Below are 16,394 nucleotides of genomic sequence, written 5' to 3' on the forward strand. Positions count from 1 at the left end.
GCGTCGGCATGAGGTGGGCCGCATGAAAAAGATGGCCCACCGATGCTCATGCACTAGCCTTGCAGTGTCCGCAGTTTTTCTTCGAAATAGCGGATTTGCGCCAAGTCATCGGGGTCGACCTGCCTGAGTATCTGAAGCGCCTTTGTGTAGGCGGCGCGCGCCTTGGCGGTGTCGCCTTCAGCCTCGTAGACTCTTGCAAGGTTGAAGTGGCGCAAAATTACTTTGGGGTGGTTCTCTCCAAACGTTGCGCGGTCACTGTTCAGCGCCATCGTCAGGAAGGCTTCAGCTTTGTCGTACTGGCCCAGGCCACGATAGGCGTCGCCGAGGTTGTTCCAGCGAATGGCGACCGTCGGATGGCGCGGACCATGCAGGGCCATGTCGATATCCAGTGCCTGTTGAAAAAGCGGCAGCGCCGCCTCGTGCTTGCCCTGGAGGTTATAGGCATTGCCCAAGTTGTTCAGTGAGACGGCTACCGAAGCGTCGTGTTCGCCCAGCAGTCGCTTTCTCAACGCGATATTTTTGCGCAGGTTTTCGAAGGCCTCTTCATATCGGCCCAGTTTGCTCTGCACGGTACCGATGTTGTTGTAGCTGTCGGCAATCATCAGGTCATCCGTGCCGAGTACCGCAAGGCGCATTTTCAAGGATTTTTCATAGTAGCCAAGGGCAATGTCGAGATTGCGTAGTCGCTCGTGAAAATAGCCGAGGCTGTTCCAGTAGGTCGCCTGTTGCGCAATGGAGGCCTGTCCGTTCTGTTTAGCCGCCTCCAGTGCCTGGGTGACCAGGACGACCGCAGTACGGTCATCGCCCAGCACGGAGACTGCCAGCGCCTTGATATTCAACGCCTCGGAGTTGGCAGGCTCGGTTGCAAGCACGCGATCCGCTTCCTCAATCGTCGCCTGATACCGCCCTGCCTCGAAAAGGCTAACCGCCTTGTCGCTCGCCGCCCCCAGAGCGGCCTCAGCGCCAAACATCAGGAGGAGCAATGAGAACAGGCGTAGAGCTTTCAGCCAACGAATGTGCACGGAGGTCCCTTGGTTTGAGATGGAGATCTGACTCATGGCTGTTTTCGGTCCAAAGCTGTCATTAAATTGAGGTAATGAAGCGGGCTTCGAGGCGGACAAGAATGGAGGCGACCTCTCGCTCTCGATTTAAGGACGCAGCAACACCGCATGCATCCCGCGAGCACATTAACGGATCGTTTACTCGGGAATTCCGGTCACTGTATGCACGACGCGCATTGCACAAGGCGGTCGAGCCCCTTGGGGGTCGAGCTGTTCGCATTTCTTAAGCAGCGGATAGGCATCGGCAAATTTCATCGCCGCGACCTGTTCGGCGTGCTGCTGCGAAACAAAGCAGCGCTCGAACCGGAAGGCGGCGTACACCTCGGGCAGCAGTACCGGATAATCGTAAACCTCGTCGACGATACTCTTTAGCATCTGGGACATCTGCCCGTTGGCCGCGGGGGAAATCTTGGTGAGCAGATCATCCTTGGCGACGCCCGCTTGCCTGGCCGCAATAGCTTCCTTCGACGCACCGATGGATGCCTGCATTCCCTGCGGAAACGGACAATCAGACGCCGCCAATGCAGAGGTCGACGCCATGCAACTCAGTAAAGTGAGAACAACGGCCATCCTTGTCATTGCATTTCCTCGTTTGTAGCAAGTATTGTCGAAATAAGCTGCGGATTCTAACCGATGATGGCAGTTGATGAGGCGCGCCATTGACTTGGGCAGCTCCGGGTCGATGGGTGCCGGTCGTGGATGATTGCTTTCGAGCCAAAGCGGCCTCTCGTGACTATTGGGATCATGCGCCCACGCAATTTACCAGTTCGCGCCAGACATCCCTTGCCTTCTGCTCGGAGGTAAAGACTTGTACTTTTGCATGCCAGAACTGCCCCTCAATTATGATGCATTCCAGGGTAGAGTCCTGAAACGTGAAGACATAATGGATGGCATCTTTTAGAAACCGCTGTTTATCATGTCGCGGATGAATGGCATTTCTCTGCTCAAGCTCTGCTAGCCAAGGAGAATTATCTATTCGATGAATTTGGTAATGCTTGAGGCCAAGTCCAATAAGCGGATGGCCGCCCAAAGCCTCGTCGTTTGGTGAGCCGAACTGAAATTTTTTAACTAGGGGGAAATGGATTACAGCTATTTGCTCCCCAGCGGCGTAATACAAGCACAGACGAACGCCATTAAAAGACATCCATCGCTCGACAAAGCCCAGCCTTCTCAACAGCCTCATTTACAGGTTCCCCCTCGGACTCAAACGCTGCAACGCGACCAGACACCGGCCACTGTCCAACAGGATCAGTTCATAGTTCTGATGTGCCGTTGGGGTGAAACGAAAGGTTTGTTGGCAGCTATAGGAATAGCCGGCGGAAACGTGGCCTTCACTCTGGAAGTTCATCGCGAACGGTTTACCCGCCGGGACCTTCAGTTCGGTACGCGCCAGCGCTTGGCCTTTCGCCTCCACCCGGCGGTTGCTCTCGGGCATGCACAGGCTGCGGCCGTTATTCTGGTCGGCAAAGCCGGATTCAGACACCGCCATCACGCCGGCGCCGGGAACACGCCAGTCGATGCAATCGCTGCCCGGCACGCCACGCGCCATGCCATTGGTAATGATGCGCAGCGTGCGGTATCACCCGAGGCGGGTTCAACATAAGCCGTGGAATAAGCACGGATATTGGAAATATTGCCGCAGCCGCTCACGGCAAAGGCCAGGCCGGCTATCAGAAACGCTCTGATGAAAATCCCTTTCTTACGGTTCAACGGCAGAAGTATGGACTCTGGATGCACAGTGCCTTACCGGCCTTGGCTCCACGAGTGGTCACCGTAACAGCTGGCGCATCGACGTGGCACGAATAACCAAAACGGCCCGATTAAGTTTCCCAACGTCAGGTCGATAACCTGACTAACCCGCTCCCCACCTCGTAGCTAGGAAGCTCACATGAACCTTAGAAACCTTAACGTAGCTCCACGAGCTTCCTTGTTTTTCGCCTCGATCATCGCATTGGTCTTTGTGCTCGGCGCAGTCGCTGCGGTGCAGATGGGCAAACTGAGGGACGCAGAAAAAGACATTGAAACTAACTGGCTGCCAAGTATCAGGCAAACAGCATTAATTAACTCCGGTGTGATGCGGCTGAGGCTCGAAACTCAGCGCGCACTCGCTGACCCTACAACACTTCAGTCGACCGTTGCATCCTTTGCAGGCTACCGGAAGGCCTTGGCGGATGCGGTAGCCCAGTATGAGCCTCTGATCGCGAGCAACGACGAGCGCACCCTGTATCTAGTGGTTAAAGCGTCCGCCGATGCATACTTCAAACAGCTGGACATTCTCGAACCTTTAATGGCGCGCGCTGACATACCTGCAGCGGTGAGCCAGGTGAGTACAGGCATCCGCCCGTTGACGAATCGGTTGGAGGGCGAGATCAAAGCCTTGACTGACTACAACGACAACGGCGCGACAGCTGCTGGGCAATACGCAACCGTTACTTACGCCGAAGGCATCTGGGTCATCATTGGCCTTATCGCCGGTGTCGTGGTGCTGACCGTCGCGCTGGCAACCCTTCTGACCAAGAGCATCACCACCCCGATAGGGACAGCCTTGTCCGTGGCCGAACGCATTGCCGGCAGTGATCTGTCCAAAGAAGTGCAGGTCAGTGGGAAGGACGAAGCCGCACGCCTGTTAAAAGCGCTGGCCCAGATGCAGGAAAACCTGCGCAAAACCATCATGCAGATCAGTGATTCATCCACGCAACTGGCCTCGGCCGCAGAAGAAATGACGGCGGTCACGGAGGAATCCAGTCGAGGTCTTGTTTCACAAAATGATGAGGTCAACCAGGCGGCCACCGCGGTAACCGAAATGAGCGCGGCGGTTGACGAGGTGGCTCGCAATGCAGAGTCGGCCTCCGAAGAGTCGCGTCGCACACAGGGATTCACGGAGACCGGCCTGGAGCGCGTCGCTCAAACATTGAAGTCCATTGAAAAACTGAGCGGCAACGTTGACACCACGAGTGACAAGATTCAGGTGTTGTCACAGCGTGCTCAAAGTATTAACAAAGTCGTCGAAGTGATCAGGGCCATCGCCGAGCAGACCAACCTTCTGGCTCTCAACGCAGCCATTGAAGCCGCAAGGGCCGGTGAGCAAGGTCGCGGCTTTGCCGTGGTCGCGGACGAGGTCAGGGCGTTGGCGCACCGAACGCAGTCTTCCACTCAAGAGATCGAACAAATGATCTCCGCCATGCAGAGCGACTCAGCCGAAGCGGTGGAAGCCATGAGCAAAAGCAAAGAGCTGGCGACCCAATCCCTCGATGTCGCACAAGAGGCCAGCAGTTCGCTGGATCAGATCGCCAAGGCCATTACGCAGATCAATGAGCGCAATACCTTGATCGCCACTGCGTCTGAAGAACAAGCACATGTCGCTCGTGAAGTTGACCGTAATCTTGTCAGTATTCGAGAGCTTGCCGTGCAGAGCTCTGCCGGCGCCAGTCAAACCGCCAGCGCCTGCGGAGAAATGTCAAAGTTGGCGGTCGATCTTAATAGGATGGTGAATCGCTTCGTCGTTTGAAACATCAGGCGCCACGCGTTCATGATTTGGCGCTTTGCACAGCGGGGTCACTGCCTGGCGAATGCAGAAAACCACGCGCCAGTTGTTGATAGAGCTCAGGTCCCATCCTGGCGCTGACGGCTTTGGCAATCAGCGCCACAGCCATCAGACTGATCACCATCCCATGACTGTCAATCATCTCCATCACGATGATCGCGGAGGTGATCGGCGATTGCGTGACAGCCGCCAGAAAACCCACCATGCACAGGGCGATGATGGGCTGGGCAGCCAAGGTGAAGAACTCAGCGACATTAGCCCCGACGGCGGCGCCTACCGCCAGGGACGGGGCAAAAATACCACCCGGTATCCCGGAAAAATAAGTCACTACGGTCGCAAGAAAACGCGTGATCGGCGCGTGCCATGGCAAACCGACATCGGACACGATGATCTGAGACGTGATCCCGTAGCCGCTGCCAAAGGACATTCCACCGCTGAGCCAACCGAGAATCGCCACGATCAGGCCACAGCCCCCTGCAAACCAGACGGGGTGCAGGCGACGCCATTCCCAGACGACAAAGCGCTGATACCGCTGTGGCCATAAAAGCATCCGGCTGAACAAGCCCCCCATGACGCCACAGCCAATACCGATTGCGAGTACCGGAACAACAATCGTGAGATTGGCGTCCTGTACGTCAAAGTGCCCGAAATAGTTGTAATTGCCCTGCAAGGCAATAGCGACCATCCCCGACAAGATGATCGTACTGAGCAAAACCCCGCTGGTGCGGGTTTCCAACTTGCGCCCCAACTCCTCTACCGCAAAGGCCACGCCCGCCAGGGGTGTATTGAAGGCGGCGGCAATACCCGCTGCGCCACCGGCCAGGATCAGGTCTTCAGGGCGGATGATGCGTGCGTTAGGCAGATAGCGGTGAAAGAAATGCATGATTGAAGCGGCAACTTGAACCGACGGGCCTTCACGACCGGCTGAGAAACCGCCGGTCAGGGCCAGGGTACCCAGACCGATTTTGGCGAAGGCCAGACGCAACGAGACCAACTTATCCACGGGCTTGCCCTGGTGGGCCAACCGTGTGGCGGCGATCACCTGGGGAATACCGCTGCCTTGAGCTCCGGCAAAAAACCGGTGGGTCAGCCACACCACCAACATACCGATCAGCGGTGTATAGACAAACGCGAGCCATGGCCGTGCGGTTGACTGTTGAGCGAACTGCATCAACGCCAGATCGGCCAGCCGGGCGAACATCACCACCAGCAACCCGGCCAACGTCGCGGCGACCCAGAGCGTGACGCGAGTACGCCAGCGGATCGATGCAAAACGACGGCGTATCAGCAATATCGGTTTGATCACCCGAGCGGATTCCCGTGGTTGAGGTTCAATAATCGGCGCAATACAAGATTAACGGGTTAAGCGGTCAGGTCCAACCGGCTGGGTCGGAAAATCATAGCCACTGAATCGTCCCGGTTCTGGACGGACGACGGCGGCTCCCTGGGCCCGGCAGATTCGGCATAACGTATGGACACTGCTAATCTGCATCCCGGTTAATGCTGGCAGGCTGCGGTGACCTTATCAGGCTACTCGTCGGTCCTTGCGCCAAACAAACGATCGGCTATCTGCCGCCCCTGTTCCAGCCCTTGCGACACAGTTTTTAAGAACGGGAAAGCCTCCCTGTGGTGAGCGGGCTTGTCCCGCGCTGGGCTGCGAAGCAGCCCCAATAAGATCACCGCCGTGTGTCAGGATTAACCGAGGTGAGGGTTTTAGGGCTGCTGCGCAGCCCGGCGCGGGACAAGCCCGCTCACCACAACAGTCCATCGGAAACCGGAGCCCCCTATGCCGCCCACCAAACGCGACAGCGCCCGCCTCGAACGCCAACTGATCGCCACCCTGACTGACGCCTGCGAAACCGCCAAAGCCGAAATCCCGGGGTTCGAATGGCTGACGCACACCGTCGATTACACAGCCTTCCCCCACAGCCTGCGCGTGACGTGGGTGTTCGACAGCCGTGCCAACAAGGACCGAGCCCTCACCGCCGGCGCCGATCAACGCATGCGCGAGCTGACCGCCGCTGCGCTGCACAAGGCCGACGTGCCGCCCCTGCCCATGGCGCGCTGCGTGCAGTTTGATTCTGAAGAGGAATGCCAGTTGAAGCACGCCGGCGACTGGCGCGTGCGGTTGGCACGTCGCTGACGGATGAGCATGGCGAATCTGATGGAAAATTACGCGCCGGCAGGCCATCTAGCGCCTGGCTTAGCAACGCCCTTGCCGCTCACGCGCACATAGTAATGATCGAACTCACCGCTCCGCACCCACACAAAACCATGGCGCTGGTAAAAACGGTTTGAAGCGCTTTCCTTGAGCGCCCCGACCCTGATCGATCGGCCCAGCTCATCGGCCTCCTTGAATATCTGCGCCAGCACCGTTGCACCAATGCCCGCGCCCTGGGCTGACGGTTTTACGTACAGGTGGTCAAGCAAAAGCTCGCCCTGCTGGTCTTTGATCACCACAAAACCGACCAACTCACCGGCGACTTCAATGCCGCGCGTGCAGGTGGCATCGAACCCGGCCACAAACCGTTCCCGCGCGCGCGCAGGGTCGAATCGTCCGACGCGCTGAAGGCTTTCGCGCATGGCTTCAATTCTGATGGCAACCAGCTGTTCCAGGTCTGCATGGCTCGCCGGGCTTAAAACAACCGCGGCGTTTTGATCAGTGGCGTTTGGCATCGTGCTTAGCCTGTGAATGGGTAATCGAACATCATAGCGGTGCTTGCGCGCCATCGCTTGAGCCACCCCCTCTACCACCGACATTTCACGCAATACGGGTTAAAACTGTGCTATCGATGCACTCCCCTCCAATCCCCGAAGGCTGCCCCGACCATGAGCTTCTCCGCCGATTTCACCCCATGGACCTCCCTGCTCGGCGGTGCCTTGATCGGTTTGTCCGCCGGCCTGTTCATTCTGCTCAACGGGCGCATTGCCGGTATCAGCGGTCTGCTCGGCAGCCTGTTGTCCAGGCGTGGCGATGGCCGTGGGGAGGCGCTGGTATTCGTCGCGGGGTTGATCGCCTCGCCCCTGATCTGGTCACTCGGCGCGCCGTTGCCGCAGCCCTCGTTCCAGGCCGGTGGCGTGGCGCTGGTACTGGCGGGGTTGTTGGTGGGGATCGGCACGCGCTATGGCGCCGGCTGCACCAGCGGGCACGGGATCTGCGGGCTTTCACGGTTGTCGATGCGCTCGCTGGTAGCGGTGGGTTGTTTCATGGGCAGCGGCTTTGCCGGCGTCTACGTGTTACGTCATCTACTGGGGGCCTGAGCATGCGCAAAATCACAGCGTTGATTGCTGGCTTGATCTTCGGGCTGGGGCTGTACCTCAGCGGGATGACAAACCCGGCCAAGGTGCTGGGTTTTCTCGACCTCGCTGGCGACTGGGACCCTTCGTTGGCCTTGGTCATGCTCGGAGCGCTGATGGTGAGCAGCGTGTTTTTCTTCTTCGCCAGGCGGCGTGACACCTCATTGCTCGGCGCGCCGATGCAGATGCCGATACGGCGCAACATCGACCGCCGGCTGGTGCTGGGCAGCATCGTGTTCGGTATGGGCTGGGCGATTGCCGGGCTCTGTCCCGGACCGGCCTTGGCCTTGCTGCTGACGGGGCGATGGCAGGCGGTGCTGTTCACTGCGGCCATGCTGGCGGGCATGCTGGTGTTTGCAGGTCTCGAATCACGCAAGCAGCGCTGAACATTACGGCCACCGCCAGCCCCTCAATCCGCGGCCTGGGACAACGGCCGCGCCACCCGCTCCAATGCCTGGCGCTCCGCCGCCACACCCCACACCGCCTGCACCAACGCCGCCGCGCACATCAGCGCCGCGCCAATCAGGTAGCCGATCAACAAACTGCCGCTCTGCTGCGTCTGGATCAGTTGCCCAAACAACGTCGGCCCGATGATCCCGCCCAACCCCGTGCCGAACGCATAAAACACCGCAATCGCCAGCGCGCGAATCTCCAGCGGGAACGTCTCCGCCACGGTCAGGTACGCCGAGCTGGCCGCCGCCGAGGCAAAGAAGAAAATCACCATCCACGCCAGCGCCTGCTGGGTCACGTCGAACCAGCCCTGCTGGAACGCATAGCCACTCAACGCCAGCAGCACGCCGGACAGGGCGTAGGTGAAGCTGATCATCACGCGACGGCCGATCACATCAAACAAACGCCCCAGCAATAGCGGCCCACAGAAATTGCCCAGGGCCAGCGGCAGGACGTACCAGCCGACCTGCTCGGCGGGTACTTGGTAGAAGTCGGTGAGCACCAGGGCGTAGGTGAAGAAGATTGCGTTGTAGAAAAAGGCCTGGGCGGTCAGCAGCGTCATGCCCACCAGCGCACGGCGGCGGAAGCTGACGAACAGCGTGCGGAAGATCTCGGCCAGCGGTGTGTGGTCGCGGGCGTGCAGGCGCAGGGGCGGGCTGGTGACGGGCGGCAAATCATGGCCCTGATCACGCAGGCGCGCTTCGATGCCTTCGACAATGCGCCGGGCTTCATCGTGTTGGCCGTGGATCAGCAGCCAGCGCGGGCTCTCCGGCAGCCACAGGCGCATCACCAGGATGATCAGGCCCAGCGCCGCGCCAATGCCGAAGCACAGCCGCCAGCCGAGGTCGCCACCGACCACTTGCGGGTCGAGCAACACGATGGCGCCGCCGGCGCCGAGTGCTGCGCCGAGCCAGAAGGTGCCGTTGATGCTCAGGTCGACCCAGCCGCGATAACGCGCCGGGGTGAACTCCTGGATCGTCGAGTTGATCGCGGTGTATTCGCCGCCGATGCCCATGCCGGTGAGGAAGCGAAACAGCAGGAAACTTTCCAGGCTGAACGAGAACGCCGTGGCGGCAGTGGCGCCGATGTACAGCCACAAGGTGATGAAGAACAACCTACGGCGGCCCAGGCGGTCGGTGAGCCAGCCAAACAGCAGCGCGCCGAGCACGGCACCGGCGATGTACACGCCGCCGGCCAGGCCAATGTCGACGTTGCTCATGCGCAGCTCGGGGCTGTCTTTCAGCGCGCCGGACACCGAGCCGGCCAGGGTCACTTCCAGGCCATCGAGCAGCCAGGTGATGCCCAGGGCGAACACCAGCAAGGTGTGGAAGCGGCCCCAGGGCAAGCGGTCCAGGCGCGCGGGCAAGTCGGTTTCAAAGACCGCGCCGGTGTCGCCGCAGTGTGGGTGTTGCTGGGTCATGGTCACATCCGTCATGTGCAGTCCCTCTTCGGTTAGGAGTGAGCTTGGCCAGGGCGAGTTCAACGGTTGTTGCATGGCGTTCACGCTGAACGAAGCGCGCCCCGGCGCAGTCGGAACAAAACGCCCCGGCACGGAAATGCGCTCATGCCCTTACGCTTCGCTGCACTCGCCACGCTGTTCACATTGGCTGCCGCCACACCCGCTGCGGCTCAGGACGCGTTGCGCCTGGAAAACCTGAAGCGCTGCGGCAACCTGCTGGACAGCCGCCAGCAGGACTGGTGCCTCAGCGTGCGCGGGCTGGGCACCACCACGCCGCAGCTGAAACTGGCGGGCAAGACGCTGCCGGCGAGCACCGTTGAGCACCAGGGCGACCAATTGCGCGTGCGCCTGGACAGCGCCCGCGAGCAGAGCGGCCCGTTGTGGCTGGAAGACGGCCCGCGCGTCAGCAATGCGGCCTGGCTGACGCTGCGCAACAGCCATGTGGTGGCCGCAGGCGCCAACGAAGTGGCGAAAAACATGGACGGCCTGACCACCTATATGGACCTGGTCAGCGTGTTGATCGAAGAAGACCAGAACGGTCGCCAGGAGGCCGAGCGCCTGGCGCGCAAGTATGGAGCGACGGTGGTCGGCAGCATCGCGCCGCTGAACGTCTACCAGTTGCGCCTGCCGGCCAAGGACCTGACGCAACGCGATGCGCTGGTGCTGCGCCTGGGCAGCGAGACCGGCGTGGACGCCGTGGTGATCGAAGAGTCCGCCGCCGAAGAAACCGAGCAAACCGCCACGCGCCGTGAAGCACCGAAAAAACCGGCACCCGACTCCGATGAATGGGCCGCCAACCGTTTTCTCGACGCGGTGGCCTACTACCAGCGGCGCATCCCGGGGCAACACACGCCGATCGTGCCGCAACCGGTGCGCGTGGGGGTGATCGAGCGCGGCGTCGACTTCGACACGGCGGACTTCGCCGAGTACCTGGGTGCCTGCGCGCCCAGGCGAACCTGCGTGTACGCACGCGACACTGGTGCGGCGGACGGCCATGGCACCACCGTCGCGGGCATCCTCGCGGCGCGTTGGGACGATGGCGGTAACAGCGGTTTTCTGCGTGGGCTGGACAAGGCCGGCGGAGGCTTCGATGTGATCGTCGAGCGAAATTCCGATGCAGGAATTACCGCAAACATCGCCGCCTCGGTCAACCTCGTGGAAGATGGCGTTCGCGTGCTCAACTGGAGCTGGGGCATTCATCGCGTCGGCACCAAGGACGTCAACGGCAAGGACGTCGACTCGCTGGTGCGCTCGGGCATCGCCATGAGCGGCTACGAAGAATTGCTGGAGGAATTCTTCCTGTGGCTGCGCAAGGAGCATCCCGACGTGATCGTGGTGAACTCCGCCGGCAACGGCTCGGCGTTTTCGGGCACGGACGACTACCGCCTGCCCTCCTCGTTCATCACCGAACAGTTGCTGGTGGTGGGCGGCCACCAGCGCAGCGAGCAGGCCGCTATCGCCGTGGATGACCCGGCCTATGCGGTCACGCGCAGTTCCTCGAACGTCGACATGCGCGTCGACATCACCGCCGCCGCCTGCGCCCATGCATCCACCGCCGACGCCGGCGAGCAAGGCGCCGTACATTGCGGCACCTCCTACGCCACGCCAATGGTCGCGGGCCTGCTGGCGGCCATGCTGTCGATCAACCCGCAGTTGCAACCCGAGCAATTGCGCACGCTGTTGCGCCGCAGTTCGATGGCCATTGGCGACAACCATGACTTTGAACGCAGCGACGCCCAGGACCTTACCGCGCCGATCCTGCCATCGGAGCGTAACTATCAGCTCAATGACAAGGACGTAGGCCGCTCGGCGCGGCTCGATATGCAAAAGGCCCTGGACCTGGCGGTGCAGAGCAGGACGCGAGTGCGTTGAAACAAAAAGGCTGAGCCTAACCTTAAAGCCCAGCGATGTTGCAGTTGCGGCCGCTGGCCTAGGCCTGATGTCTCAACGCGCTGATGATGAAAGCGTGAAGGCTGCTGACAGCCCTGGACCCGCGTGAAGCGCGGCTGCGCAGAATCGAAACGTCCATCGGCTCAATGCTCCCCAACCCCTGCTCGCTGCCCAAGACCTGCAGCGATGGCTGCACCGTACACTGGGTGATCGCGGCAATGGCGAGCCCTCCTTCGACGGCGGCGACCTGGCCGGCCAGGCTGGAGCTGTTGTAAACCACCTTGAATTGGCGCCCTTGTTGGGTCAATGAGTGCACCGCATAGCGCCGGGCCAGGCTTTCACTTTCATACACAGCGATGGGCAATGGGTCGCGCCGCCAGAGCTCGAACTGGGGCGAGCCCACCCACACCATGGGTTCCTTGAACAAAAACGTACCGCTCTGCGGCGAGTCCCGGGACACCAGGGCCAGATCAAGATCACCGCTGCGCACACGCGGGATAAGCGTGGTCGACTGTTCACACGTCAGCTCTATCTCCACGCCTGCGTAGCGCGGAGCAAAACGCTTCAGCAGCGGAGTGAGGTACCTGGCGGCGTAGTCCTCGGCGACGCCAAGGCGAATACGCCCGGTGAGTACTTCGCCGTGAAAAGCCGCTTGGGTCTCGGCGTGAAGTATGAGCATGCGACGGGCGTAACCGAGCAGCGTCTGGCCGTCATCGGTCAATTCAAAATGTCGCGGGCCTCGACTCAACAACTGTCGCCCGAGGGCGGCCTCCAGTTTTTTCATCTGCATGCTCACAGCGGACTGCGATCGGTTGACCTCATGCGCAGCGCCAGAGAGCGAGCCCGCATCCACCACCGCCACGAAGCACTTGAGCCAATCAATCTGCAAATCACTGGCAGGCATGGTTGCCCCTCTATTCGTTTATCGAATGACTGCGATGTGAATTATGCGCTTTTCATGAAGCTTGCCCACCCGCAAAAATGATTTGCCTGAACCCACTCATACGGGACGCTGATCATGCCCCTCGATACTTGGTTGCTCTATTTGATGACATGCTGCGGCATTGCGGTGGTGCCAGGGCCGAATGCTTTATTGGTGCTGACCCATGGCGCCCTTCACGGGCGTCGTAAAACACTGTTCACCATCACGGGCGGCGTGCTCGGTTTTGCCGTGGTGCTTTCCCTCTGCGCGCTGGGTCTGGGCGCACTGATCCAAGCGTCGACCGCCTGGTTCACCGCGTTGAAGATTGCCGGTGGGATGTACCTGATCTGGTTGGGCATAGGGCTGTGGCGGTCGGCCCCCGTGAGTCTTGATACGCCCAGCATTACTGGCTTCAACAGTTGGTCGCTGTTTCGCCAAGGGCTGGTATCGGCCATTTCAAACCCCAAGGCGCTGCTGCTGTTCACGGCATTTATCCCGCCCTTCCTGGACCCGCACAGAAGCATCATCGCGCAGACGGCCGCCATCGCGCTGACCTACGCCGTGGTGGAATTCATCGTTGAGTACCTGGTGGCCAGTGCAGCGCATAGGGTCAGGCCTTGGTTGGCGAGGACGGGGCGCCGGTTCAATAAGGTGTGTGGCGGTTTCTTTGCGTTGTTTGGGTTGGCGCTGCCACTCCATGCGCGATAAACACCACTTGCCTGACGGTGTGGATGATCGATGCTCTCTGAACGGGCACCTTGCATGATCGTACAAGCCTGCCTGCCGCTTACTTGGTTAGCCTGGGATCTTTCACACACCAGAGGCTCCACCATGGTTCAGGCACAGCAGCCGGCACAACCGGTCAATCTCACACACAAAGCAGGGCTCATCGACCAGCAGTGGAGCCCCAGGGTCGTCGCCGAGATGAACGACTACCAGTTCAAGGTGGTGCGGATCGAGGGCGAATTCATCTGGCACTCGCACCCGGAGACCGACGAGGCGTTTCTGGTGCTCGAAGGCACATTGCGCATCGACCTGCCTGACGGCCCGGTGTACGTGGCGCCGGGCGAGCTGTATGTGGTGCCGCGTGGTGTCGAACACAGGACCGCCGCCGAAGGCGAAGCCAAACTGATGATGATCGAACCGCGCGGTATCCTGAATACCGGCCATGAAGGCGGCGAACGCACCGCCGTGAATGATCTATGGATCTGAAAACCGGCGCGTTGCACCCGCCGACTTCCTCGCTGCCTCAACGTCGTTGAATCTGCACACTCGCAAACGTCGGCTCATCGCGCGCCTGTTCCAGGGTGTCCTTCGGCCGGGCCGGCGAAGGCGGATGCACCACCGGCCGAGTCGCCACCGGGGGGTGCAGGCGCATGTCGGAGCGTTCGTCACTGGGCGCTACGCCGAAGAAATCCCGATAGCATTTGGAAAAGTGCGGCGTGGACACGAAGCCACAGATCACCGCCAGTTCCACGATCGAAATAGGCGTTTGCATCAGCAGTTGGCGCGCACGGGTGAGGCGCAGCTTGAGGTAATAACGCGACGGCGTGCAGTACAGGTAACGCTGGAACATGCGCTCCAATTGGCGCCTGGACACTTGCACATAGGCCGCCAGGTCGTCGAGGTCGATGGGTTCTTCCAGGTTGGCTTCCATCAAGGCCACCACTTCCTGCAACTTCGGCTGTTGCGTGCCGAGCAGGTGTTTGAGCGGCACGCGCTGGTGGTCGCGTTCGTTGCGGATGCGCTCGTACACAAACATCTGCGATATCGCCGCCGACAGTTCGTGGCCGTGATCGCGGCCGATCAGATGCAGCATCATGTCCAGCGGCGCGGTGCCGCCGGAGCTGGTGAAGCGGTTGCCGTCGAGGGTGAACACGCTGGAGCTGACGGTGACCCGTGCAAAGGCTTCCTGCATCGACGCCATCAGTTCCCAATGCACGCTGCACTGGAAGCCGTCGAGCAAGCCTGCCTTGGCCAGCGCCCAACTGCCGGTGCACACCGCGCCCAGGCGTTTGCAATGCACGCGGGCCTGGTTGCGCAGCCAGGCGATGTGTTCGGGCTTCACCGCCGTGTGGATCCCCACGCCGCCGCACACGATCACGGCGTCGAAGCTGTGCGGGGCCTGCGTCGAGGCATCCGGCGTGACCGGCACGCCATCGCTCGCCCACACCGGCTGGCCGTTGAAGCTGAGGGTTTGCCAGCGGTAGAGCTCTTCGCCGGCCAATTGGTTGGCCATGCGCAAGGGCTCGACCGCCGAAGCCAGGGAAATCAGGGTGAACTGGTCCAGCAGCAAAAAGCCGATGGTCTGGCAGGCAGGCGCGTCAGGAGCCATGGCCGATACTCCCCGGTGGCTGATCAGGATTGCCCCAGCGAAACCGCTTCGGCCGCCGGGCCGTGCTGGCGTGCCGTGACCAGGCCGATCAAGGCAATCGCCAGCGCCAGGCCAATGGTCGACGACACTTCGGTGCGGTGTTCCGGCGTGACCATCATCACCCCCAGCGCCAGGCAGATGAACACGATCACCAGGTAGGTCAGCCAGGGAAACAGCCACATGCGAAAGCTCAACTCGACGTTTTGCCGCCGCAGCAACCGACGCATGCGCAGTTGGGAAATGGCGATGACCAGATACACCAGCAACGCGATGGCGCCGGAACTGGCCAGCAGGAACTGGAACAACCCGGCCGGCATGAAGTAACTGAGCAACGTCACACCCGCGCCGATGATGGTGCTGGCGATCACCGCGGCCCTGGGCACGCCCGCCGCCGAGGTGCGTTTGAGAGCTTGCGGCGCGTCGCCGCGTTTGCCCAGGGAGAACAACATGCGCGAAGAGATGTAGATCGAGGAGTTCATGCAACTGGCCACGGCGATCAACACCACGAGGTCAACCATGAACTTGGCATGGGGGATGTTCATCAACTCCAGCGCACGTTGATAGGAGCCCACCGACGCCAGCAGCGGATCATTCCACGGCACCACGGAAATCACGATGGAGATCGACAGCAGGTAAAAAATGCCGATACGCCAGATCACCGAACGGGTGGCCTTGGCGATGTTCTGCGCCGGGTTGCTCGACTCGGCCGCCGCGATGGTCACCGCTTCGGTGCCGATGAAACTGAACATGATGGTAATGAACGCGCCCACCACCGCCGACAGGCCGTTGGGGGCGAAACCGCCGTGCTCCTGCATCAACCGGCTCAGGCCGCTGGCTTCGCGGTCGGGAATCCAGCCCATCAACACGCTGAACCCCAGGCCGATAAACCCGATGATGGCGATCACCTTGGCCATCGCGAACCAGAACTCGAACTCACCGTACTTGGCCACGCTGAACAGGTTGGTGATCACCAGCAGGATGATCGACAGCAAGGCGAACAGCCAACCATCCACCTGCGGGAACCACTGGGTGAGCACATGCCCCGCCGCCAGTGCCTCTATCGGGATCACCAACACCCAGAACCACCAGTACAACCAACCGATAGTAAACCCCGCCCAAGGGCCGATGGCCTGGTCGGCGTAGGTGGAAAACGAGCCGGTGTCGGGCCGCGCCACGGCCATTTCGCCGAGCATGCGCATCACCAGCACCACCAGCAAACCGGAGGCCAGATAGGCCAGCAACACCGCCGGCCCGGCGGCCGCGATGGCGTGCCCGGACCCGACGAACAACCCCGCGCCGATGATCCCGGCAATGGACAGCATGGTGACGTGGCGCGGCTTGAAGCCTTGCGCCAACTGAGCGTTGGAATCCATGGAGTTCAAGCTATTCATTGTTCT

At 60.9% G+C, this 16,394-nt stretch carries 17 protein-coding genes; 7 read left to right on the plus strand and 10 right to left on the minus strand.

All coding sequences use genetic code 11. From position 1 onward, the window contains the following. Positions 1–53: 53 nt before the first annotated feature. The 4 genes from V6M90_RS03685 to V6M90_RS03700 form a co-directional block, all read right to left on the minus strand. The gene (locus tag V6M90_RS03685) at positions 54–1,058 is read right to left on the minus strand and encodes a tetratricopeptide repeat protein (protein ID WP_332846095.1); all 1,005 of its coding nucleotides are present in this window, start codon (positions 1,056–1,058) and stop codon (positions 54–56) included. A 141-nt stretch (positions 1,059–1,199) separates the two neighbouring features. Further along, positions 1,200–1,721, minus strand: coding sequence for a hypothetical protein (locus tag V6M90_RS03690; RefSeq protein ID WP_141063215.1), 522 nt, complete (start codon positions 1,719–1,721; stop codon positions 1,200–1,202). An 82-nt stretch (positions 1,722–1,803) separates the two neighbouring features. Next, a complete protein-coding gene (locus V6M90_RS03695) occupies positions 1,804–2,244 on the minus strand; it encodes a hypothetical protein (RefSeq protein ID WP_050784884.1) in 441 nt (146 codons plus the stop codon). Continuing rightward, entirely contained in the window at positions 2,245–2,598 is a 354-nt protein-coding gene (locus tag V6M90_RS03700; RefSeq protein WP_003175140.1) for a hypothetical protein, read from the minus strand. A 351-nt stretch (positions 2,599–2,949) separates the two neighbouring features. Between V6M90_RS03700 and V6M90_RS03705 the strand changes: the two genes are divergently transcribed. After that, positions 2,950–4,569 (plus strand): methyl-accepting chemotaxis protein, encoded by a 1,620-nt coding sequence (locus V6M90_RS03705; RefSeq protein ID WP_332846096.1) that lies wholly within the window; start codon positions 2,950–2,952, stop codon positions 4,567–4,569. Positions 4,570–4,588: 19 nt separating this feature from the next. Here V6M90_RS03705 and V6M90_RS03710 read toward each other — a convergent pair whose 3' ends face one another. After that, positions 4,589–5,911 carry a chloride channel protein gene (locus V6M90_RS03710; RefSeq protein WP_141063216.1) on the minus strand — a complete coding sequence of 441 codons (1,323 nt, stop codon included), beginning with the start codon at positions 5,909–5,911 and terminating at the stop codon, positions 4,589–4,591. 480 nt (positions 5,912–6,391) lie between these two features. Between V6M90_RS03710 and V6M90_RS03715 the strand changes: the two genes are divergently transcribed. Beyond that, on the plus strand, positions 6,392–6,748 hold the full coding sequence (locus tag V6M90_RS03715) for a hypothetical protein (RefSeq protein WP_003175144.1): 357 nt from the start codon (positions 6,392–6,394) through the stop codon (positions 6,746–6,748). A gap of 29 nt (positions 6,749–6,777) precedes the next feature. Here the strand turns inward: V6M90_RS03715 and V6M90_RS03720 are convergent, their stop codons facing one another. Continuing rightward, the gene (locus tag V6M90_RS03720; protein ID WP_042945036.1) at positions 6,778–7,281 is read right to left on the minus strand and encodes a GNAT family N-acetyltransferase; all 504 of its coding nucleotides are present in this window, start codon (positions 7,279–7,281) and stop codon (positions 6,778–6,780) included. Positions 7,282–7,434: 153 nt separating this feature from the next. Here V6M90_RS03720 and V6M90_RS03725 point away from each other — a divergent pair, with 153 nt between their 5' ends. Further along, complete coding sequence (locus V6M90_RS03725) at positions 7,435–7,866, plus strand: YeeE/YedE family protein (RefSeq protein ID WP_003175146.1); 432 nt, start codon at positions 7,435–7,437, stop codon at positions 7,864–7,866. A gap of 2 nt (positions 7,867–7,868) precedes the next feature. Further along, positions 7,869–8,288, plus strand: a complete 420-nt coding sequence (locus V6M90_RS03730) for a DUF6691 family protein (protein WP_003175147.1) — start codon at positions 7,869–7,871, stop codon at positions 8,286–8,288. Positions 8,289–8,311: 23 nt separating this feature from the next. On the opposite strand, the gene V6M90_RS03735 is transcribed toward V6M90_RS03730, so the two are convergent. Further along, positions 8,312–9,787, minus strand: coding sequence for an MFS transporter (locus V6M90_RS03735; RefSeq protein ID WP_332846097.1), 1,476 nt, complete (start codon positions 9,785–9,787; stop codon positions 8,312–8,314). A 129-nt stretch (positions 9,788–9,916) separates the two neighbouring features. Here V6M90_RS03735 and V6M90_RS03740 point away from each other — a divergent pair, with 129 nt between their 5' ends. Next, entirely contained in the window at positions 9,917–11,683 is a 1,767-nt protein-coding gene (locus V6M90_RS03740; RefSeq protein WP_332846098.1) for a S8/S53 family peptidase, read from the plus strand. Between the two features lie 58 nt (positions 11,684–11,741). Here V6M90_RS03740 and V6M90_RS03745 read toward each other — a convergent pair whose 3' ends face one another. Further along, positions 11,742–12,605, minus strand: coding sequence for a LysR family transcriptional regulator (locus tag V6M90_RS03745; RefSeq protein WP_003175151.1), 864 nt, complete (start codon positions 12,603–12,605; stop codon positions 11,742–11,744). A 114-nt stretch (positions 12,606–12,719) separates the two neighbouring features. Here V6M90_RS03745 and V6M90_RS03750 point away from each other — a divergent pair, with 114 nt between their 5' ends. Together V6M90_RS03750 and V6M90_RS03755 are read left to right on the plus strand one after the other, a co-directional pair. Next, positions 12,720–13,331 carry a LysE family translocator gene (locus V6M90_RS03750; RefSeq protein WP_003175152.1) on the plus strand — a complete coding sequence of 204 codons (612 nt, stop codon included), beginning with the start codon at positions 12,720–12,722 and terminating at the stop codon, positions 13,329–13,331. A gap of 123 nt (positions 13,332–13,454) precedes the next feature. After that, entirely contained in the window at positions 13,455–13,835 is a 381-nt protein-coding gene (locus V6M90_RS03755) for a cupin domain-containing protein (protein ID WP_141063219.1), read from the plus strand. A 37-nt stretch (positions 13,836–13,872) separates the two neighbouring features. Here V6M90_RS03755 and gbdR read toward each other — a convergent pair whose 3' ends face one another. After that, positions 13,873–14,958 (minus strand): choline metabolism transcriptional regulator GbdR, encoded by a 1,086-nt coding sequence (gene gbdR / locus V6M90_RS03760; RefSeq protein ID WP_003175154.1) that lies wholly within the window; start codon positions 14,956–14,958, stop codon positions 13,873–13,875. A gap of 23 nt (positions 14,959–14,981) precedes the next feature. After that, positions 14,982–16,388, minus strand: coding sequence for a GABA permease (gabP, locus tag V6M90_RS03765; RefSeq protein ID WP_141063221.1), 1,407 nt, complete (start codon positions 16,386–16,388; stop codon positions 14,982–14,984). Positions 16,389–16,394 lie beyond the last annotated feature (6 nt).

It is taken from the genome of Pseudomonas lactucae, assembly GCF_036688725.1.
In the GTDB taxonomy this organism is placed as follows: Bacteria; Pseudomonadota; Gammaproteobacteria; order Pseudomonadales; family Pseudomonadaceae; genus Aquipseudomonas; species Aquipseudomonas lactucae.

Excerpts from the sequence above, each read along its gene's own strand:
- V6M90_RS03755 (WP_141063219.1), top strand. The coding sequence starts at position 13,455 with ATGGTTCAGGCACAGCAGCCGGCACAACCGGTCAATCTCACACACAAA.
- V6M90_RS03745 (WP_003175151.1), bottom strand. The coding sequence starts at position 12,605 with ATGCCTGCCAGTGATTTGCAGATTGATTGGCTCAAGTGCTTCGTGGCG.
- V6M90_RS03690 (WP_141063215.1), bottom strand. The coding sequence starts at position 1,721 with ATGGCGCGCCTCATCAACTGCCATCATCGGTTAGAATCCGCAGCTTAT.
- V6M90_RS03685 (WP_332846095.1), bottom strand. The coding sequence starts at position 1,058 with ATGAGTCAGATCTCCATCTCAAACCAAGGGACCTCCGTGCACATTCGT.
- V6M90_RS03730 (WP_003175147.1), top strand. The coding sequence starts at position 7,869 with ATGCGCAAAATCACAGCGTTGATTGCTGGCTTGATCTTCGGGCTGGGG.
- V6M90_RS03705 (WP_332846096.1), top strand. The coding sequence starts at position 2,950 with ATGAACCTTAGAAACCTTAACGTAGCTCCACGAGCTTCCTTGTTTTTC.
- gbdR (WP_003175154.1), bottom strand. The coding sequence starts at position 14,958 with ATGGCTCCTGACGCGCCTGCCTGCCAGACCATCGGCTTTTTGCTGCTG.
- V6M90_RS03740 (WP_332846098.1), top strand. The coding sequence starts at position 9,917 with ATGCCCTTACGCTTCGCTGCACTCGCCACGCTGTTCACATTGGCTGCC.
- V6M90_RS03715 (WP_003175144.1), top strand. The coding sequence starts at position 6,392 with ATGCCGCCCACCAAACGCGACAGCGCCCGCCTCGAACGCCAACTGATC.
- V6M90_RS03750 (WP_003175152.1), top strand. The coding sequence starts at position 12,720 with ATGCCCCTCGATACTTGGTTGCTCTATTTGATGACATGCTGCGGCATT.
- gabP (WP_141063221.1), bottom strand. The coding sequence starts at position 16,388 with ATGAATAGCTTGAACTCCATGGATTCCAACGCTCAGTTGGCGCAAGGC.
- V6M90_RS03735 (WP_332846097.1), bottom strand. The coding sequence starts at position 9,787 with ATGACGGATGTGACCATGACCCAGCAACACCCACACTGCGGCGACACC.
- V6M90_RS03695 (WP_050784884.1), bottom strand. The coding sequence starts at position 2,244 with ATGAGGCTGTTGAGAAGGCTGGGCTTTGTCGAGCGATGGATGTCTTTT.
- V6M90_RS03720 (WP_042945036.1), bottom strand. The coding sequence starts at position 7,281 with ATGCCAAACGCCACTGATCAAAACGCCGCGGTTGTTTTAAGCCCGGCG.
- V6M90_RS03725 (WP_003175146.1), top strand. The coding sequence starts at position 7,435 with ATGAGCTTCTCCGCCGATTTCACCCCATGGACCTCCCTGCTCGGCGGT.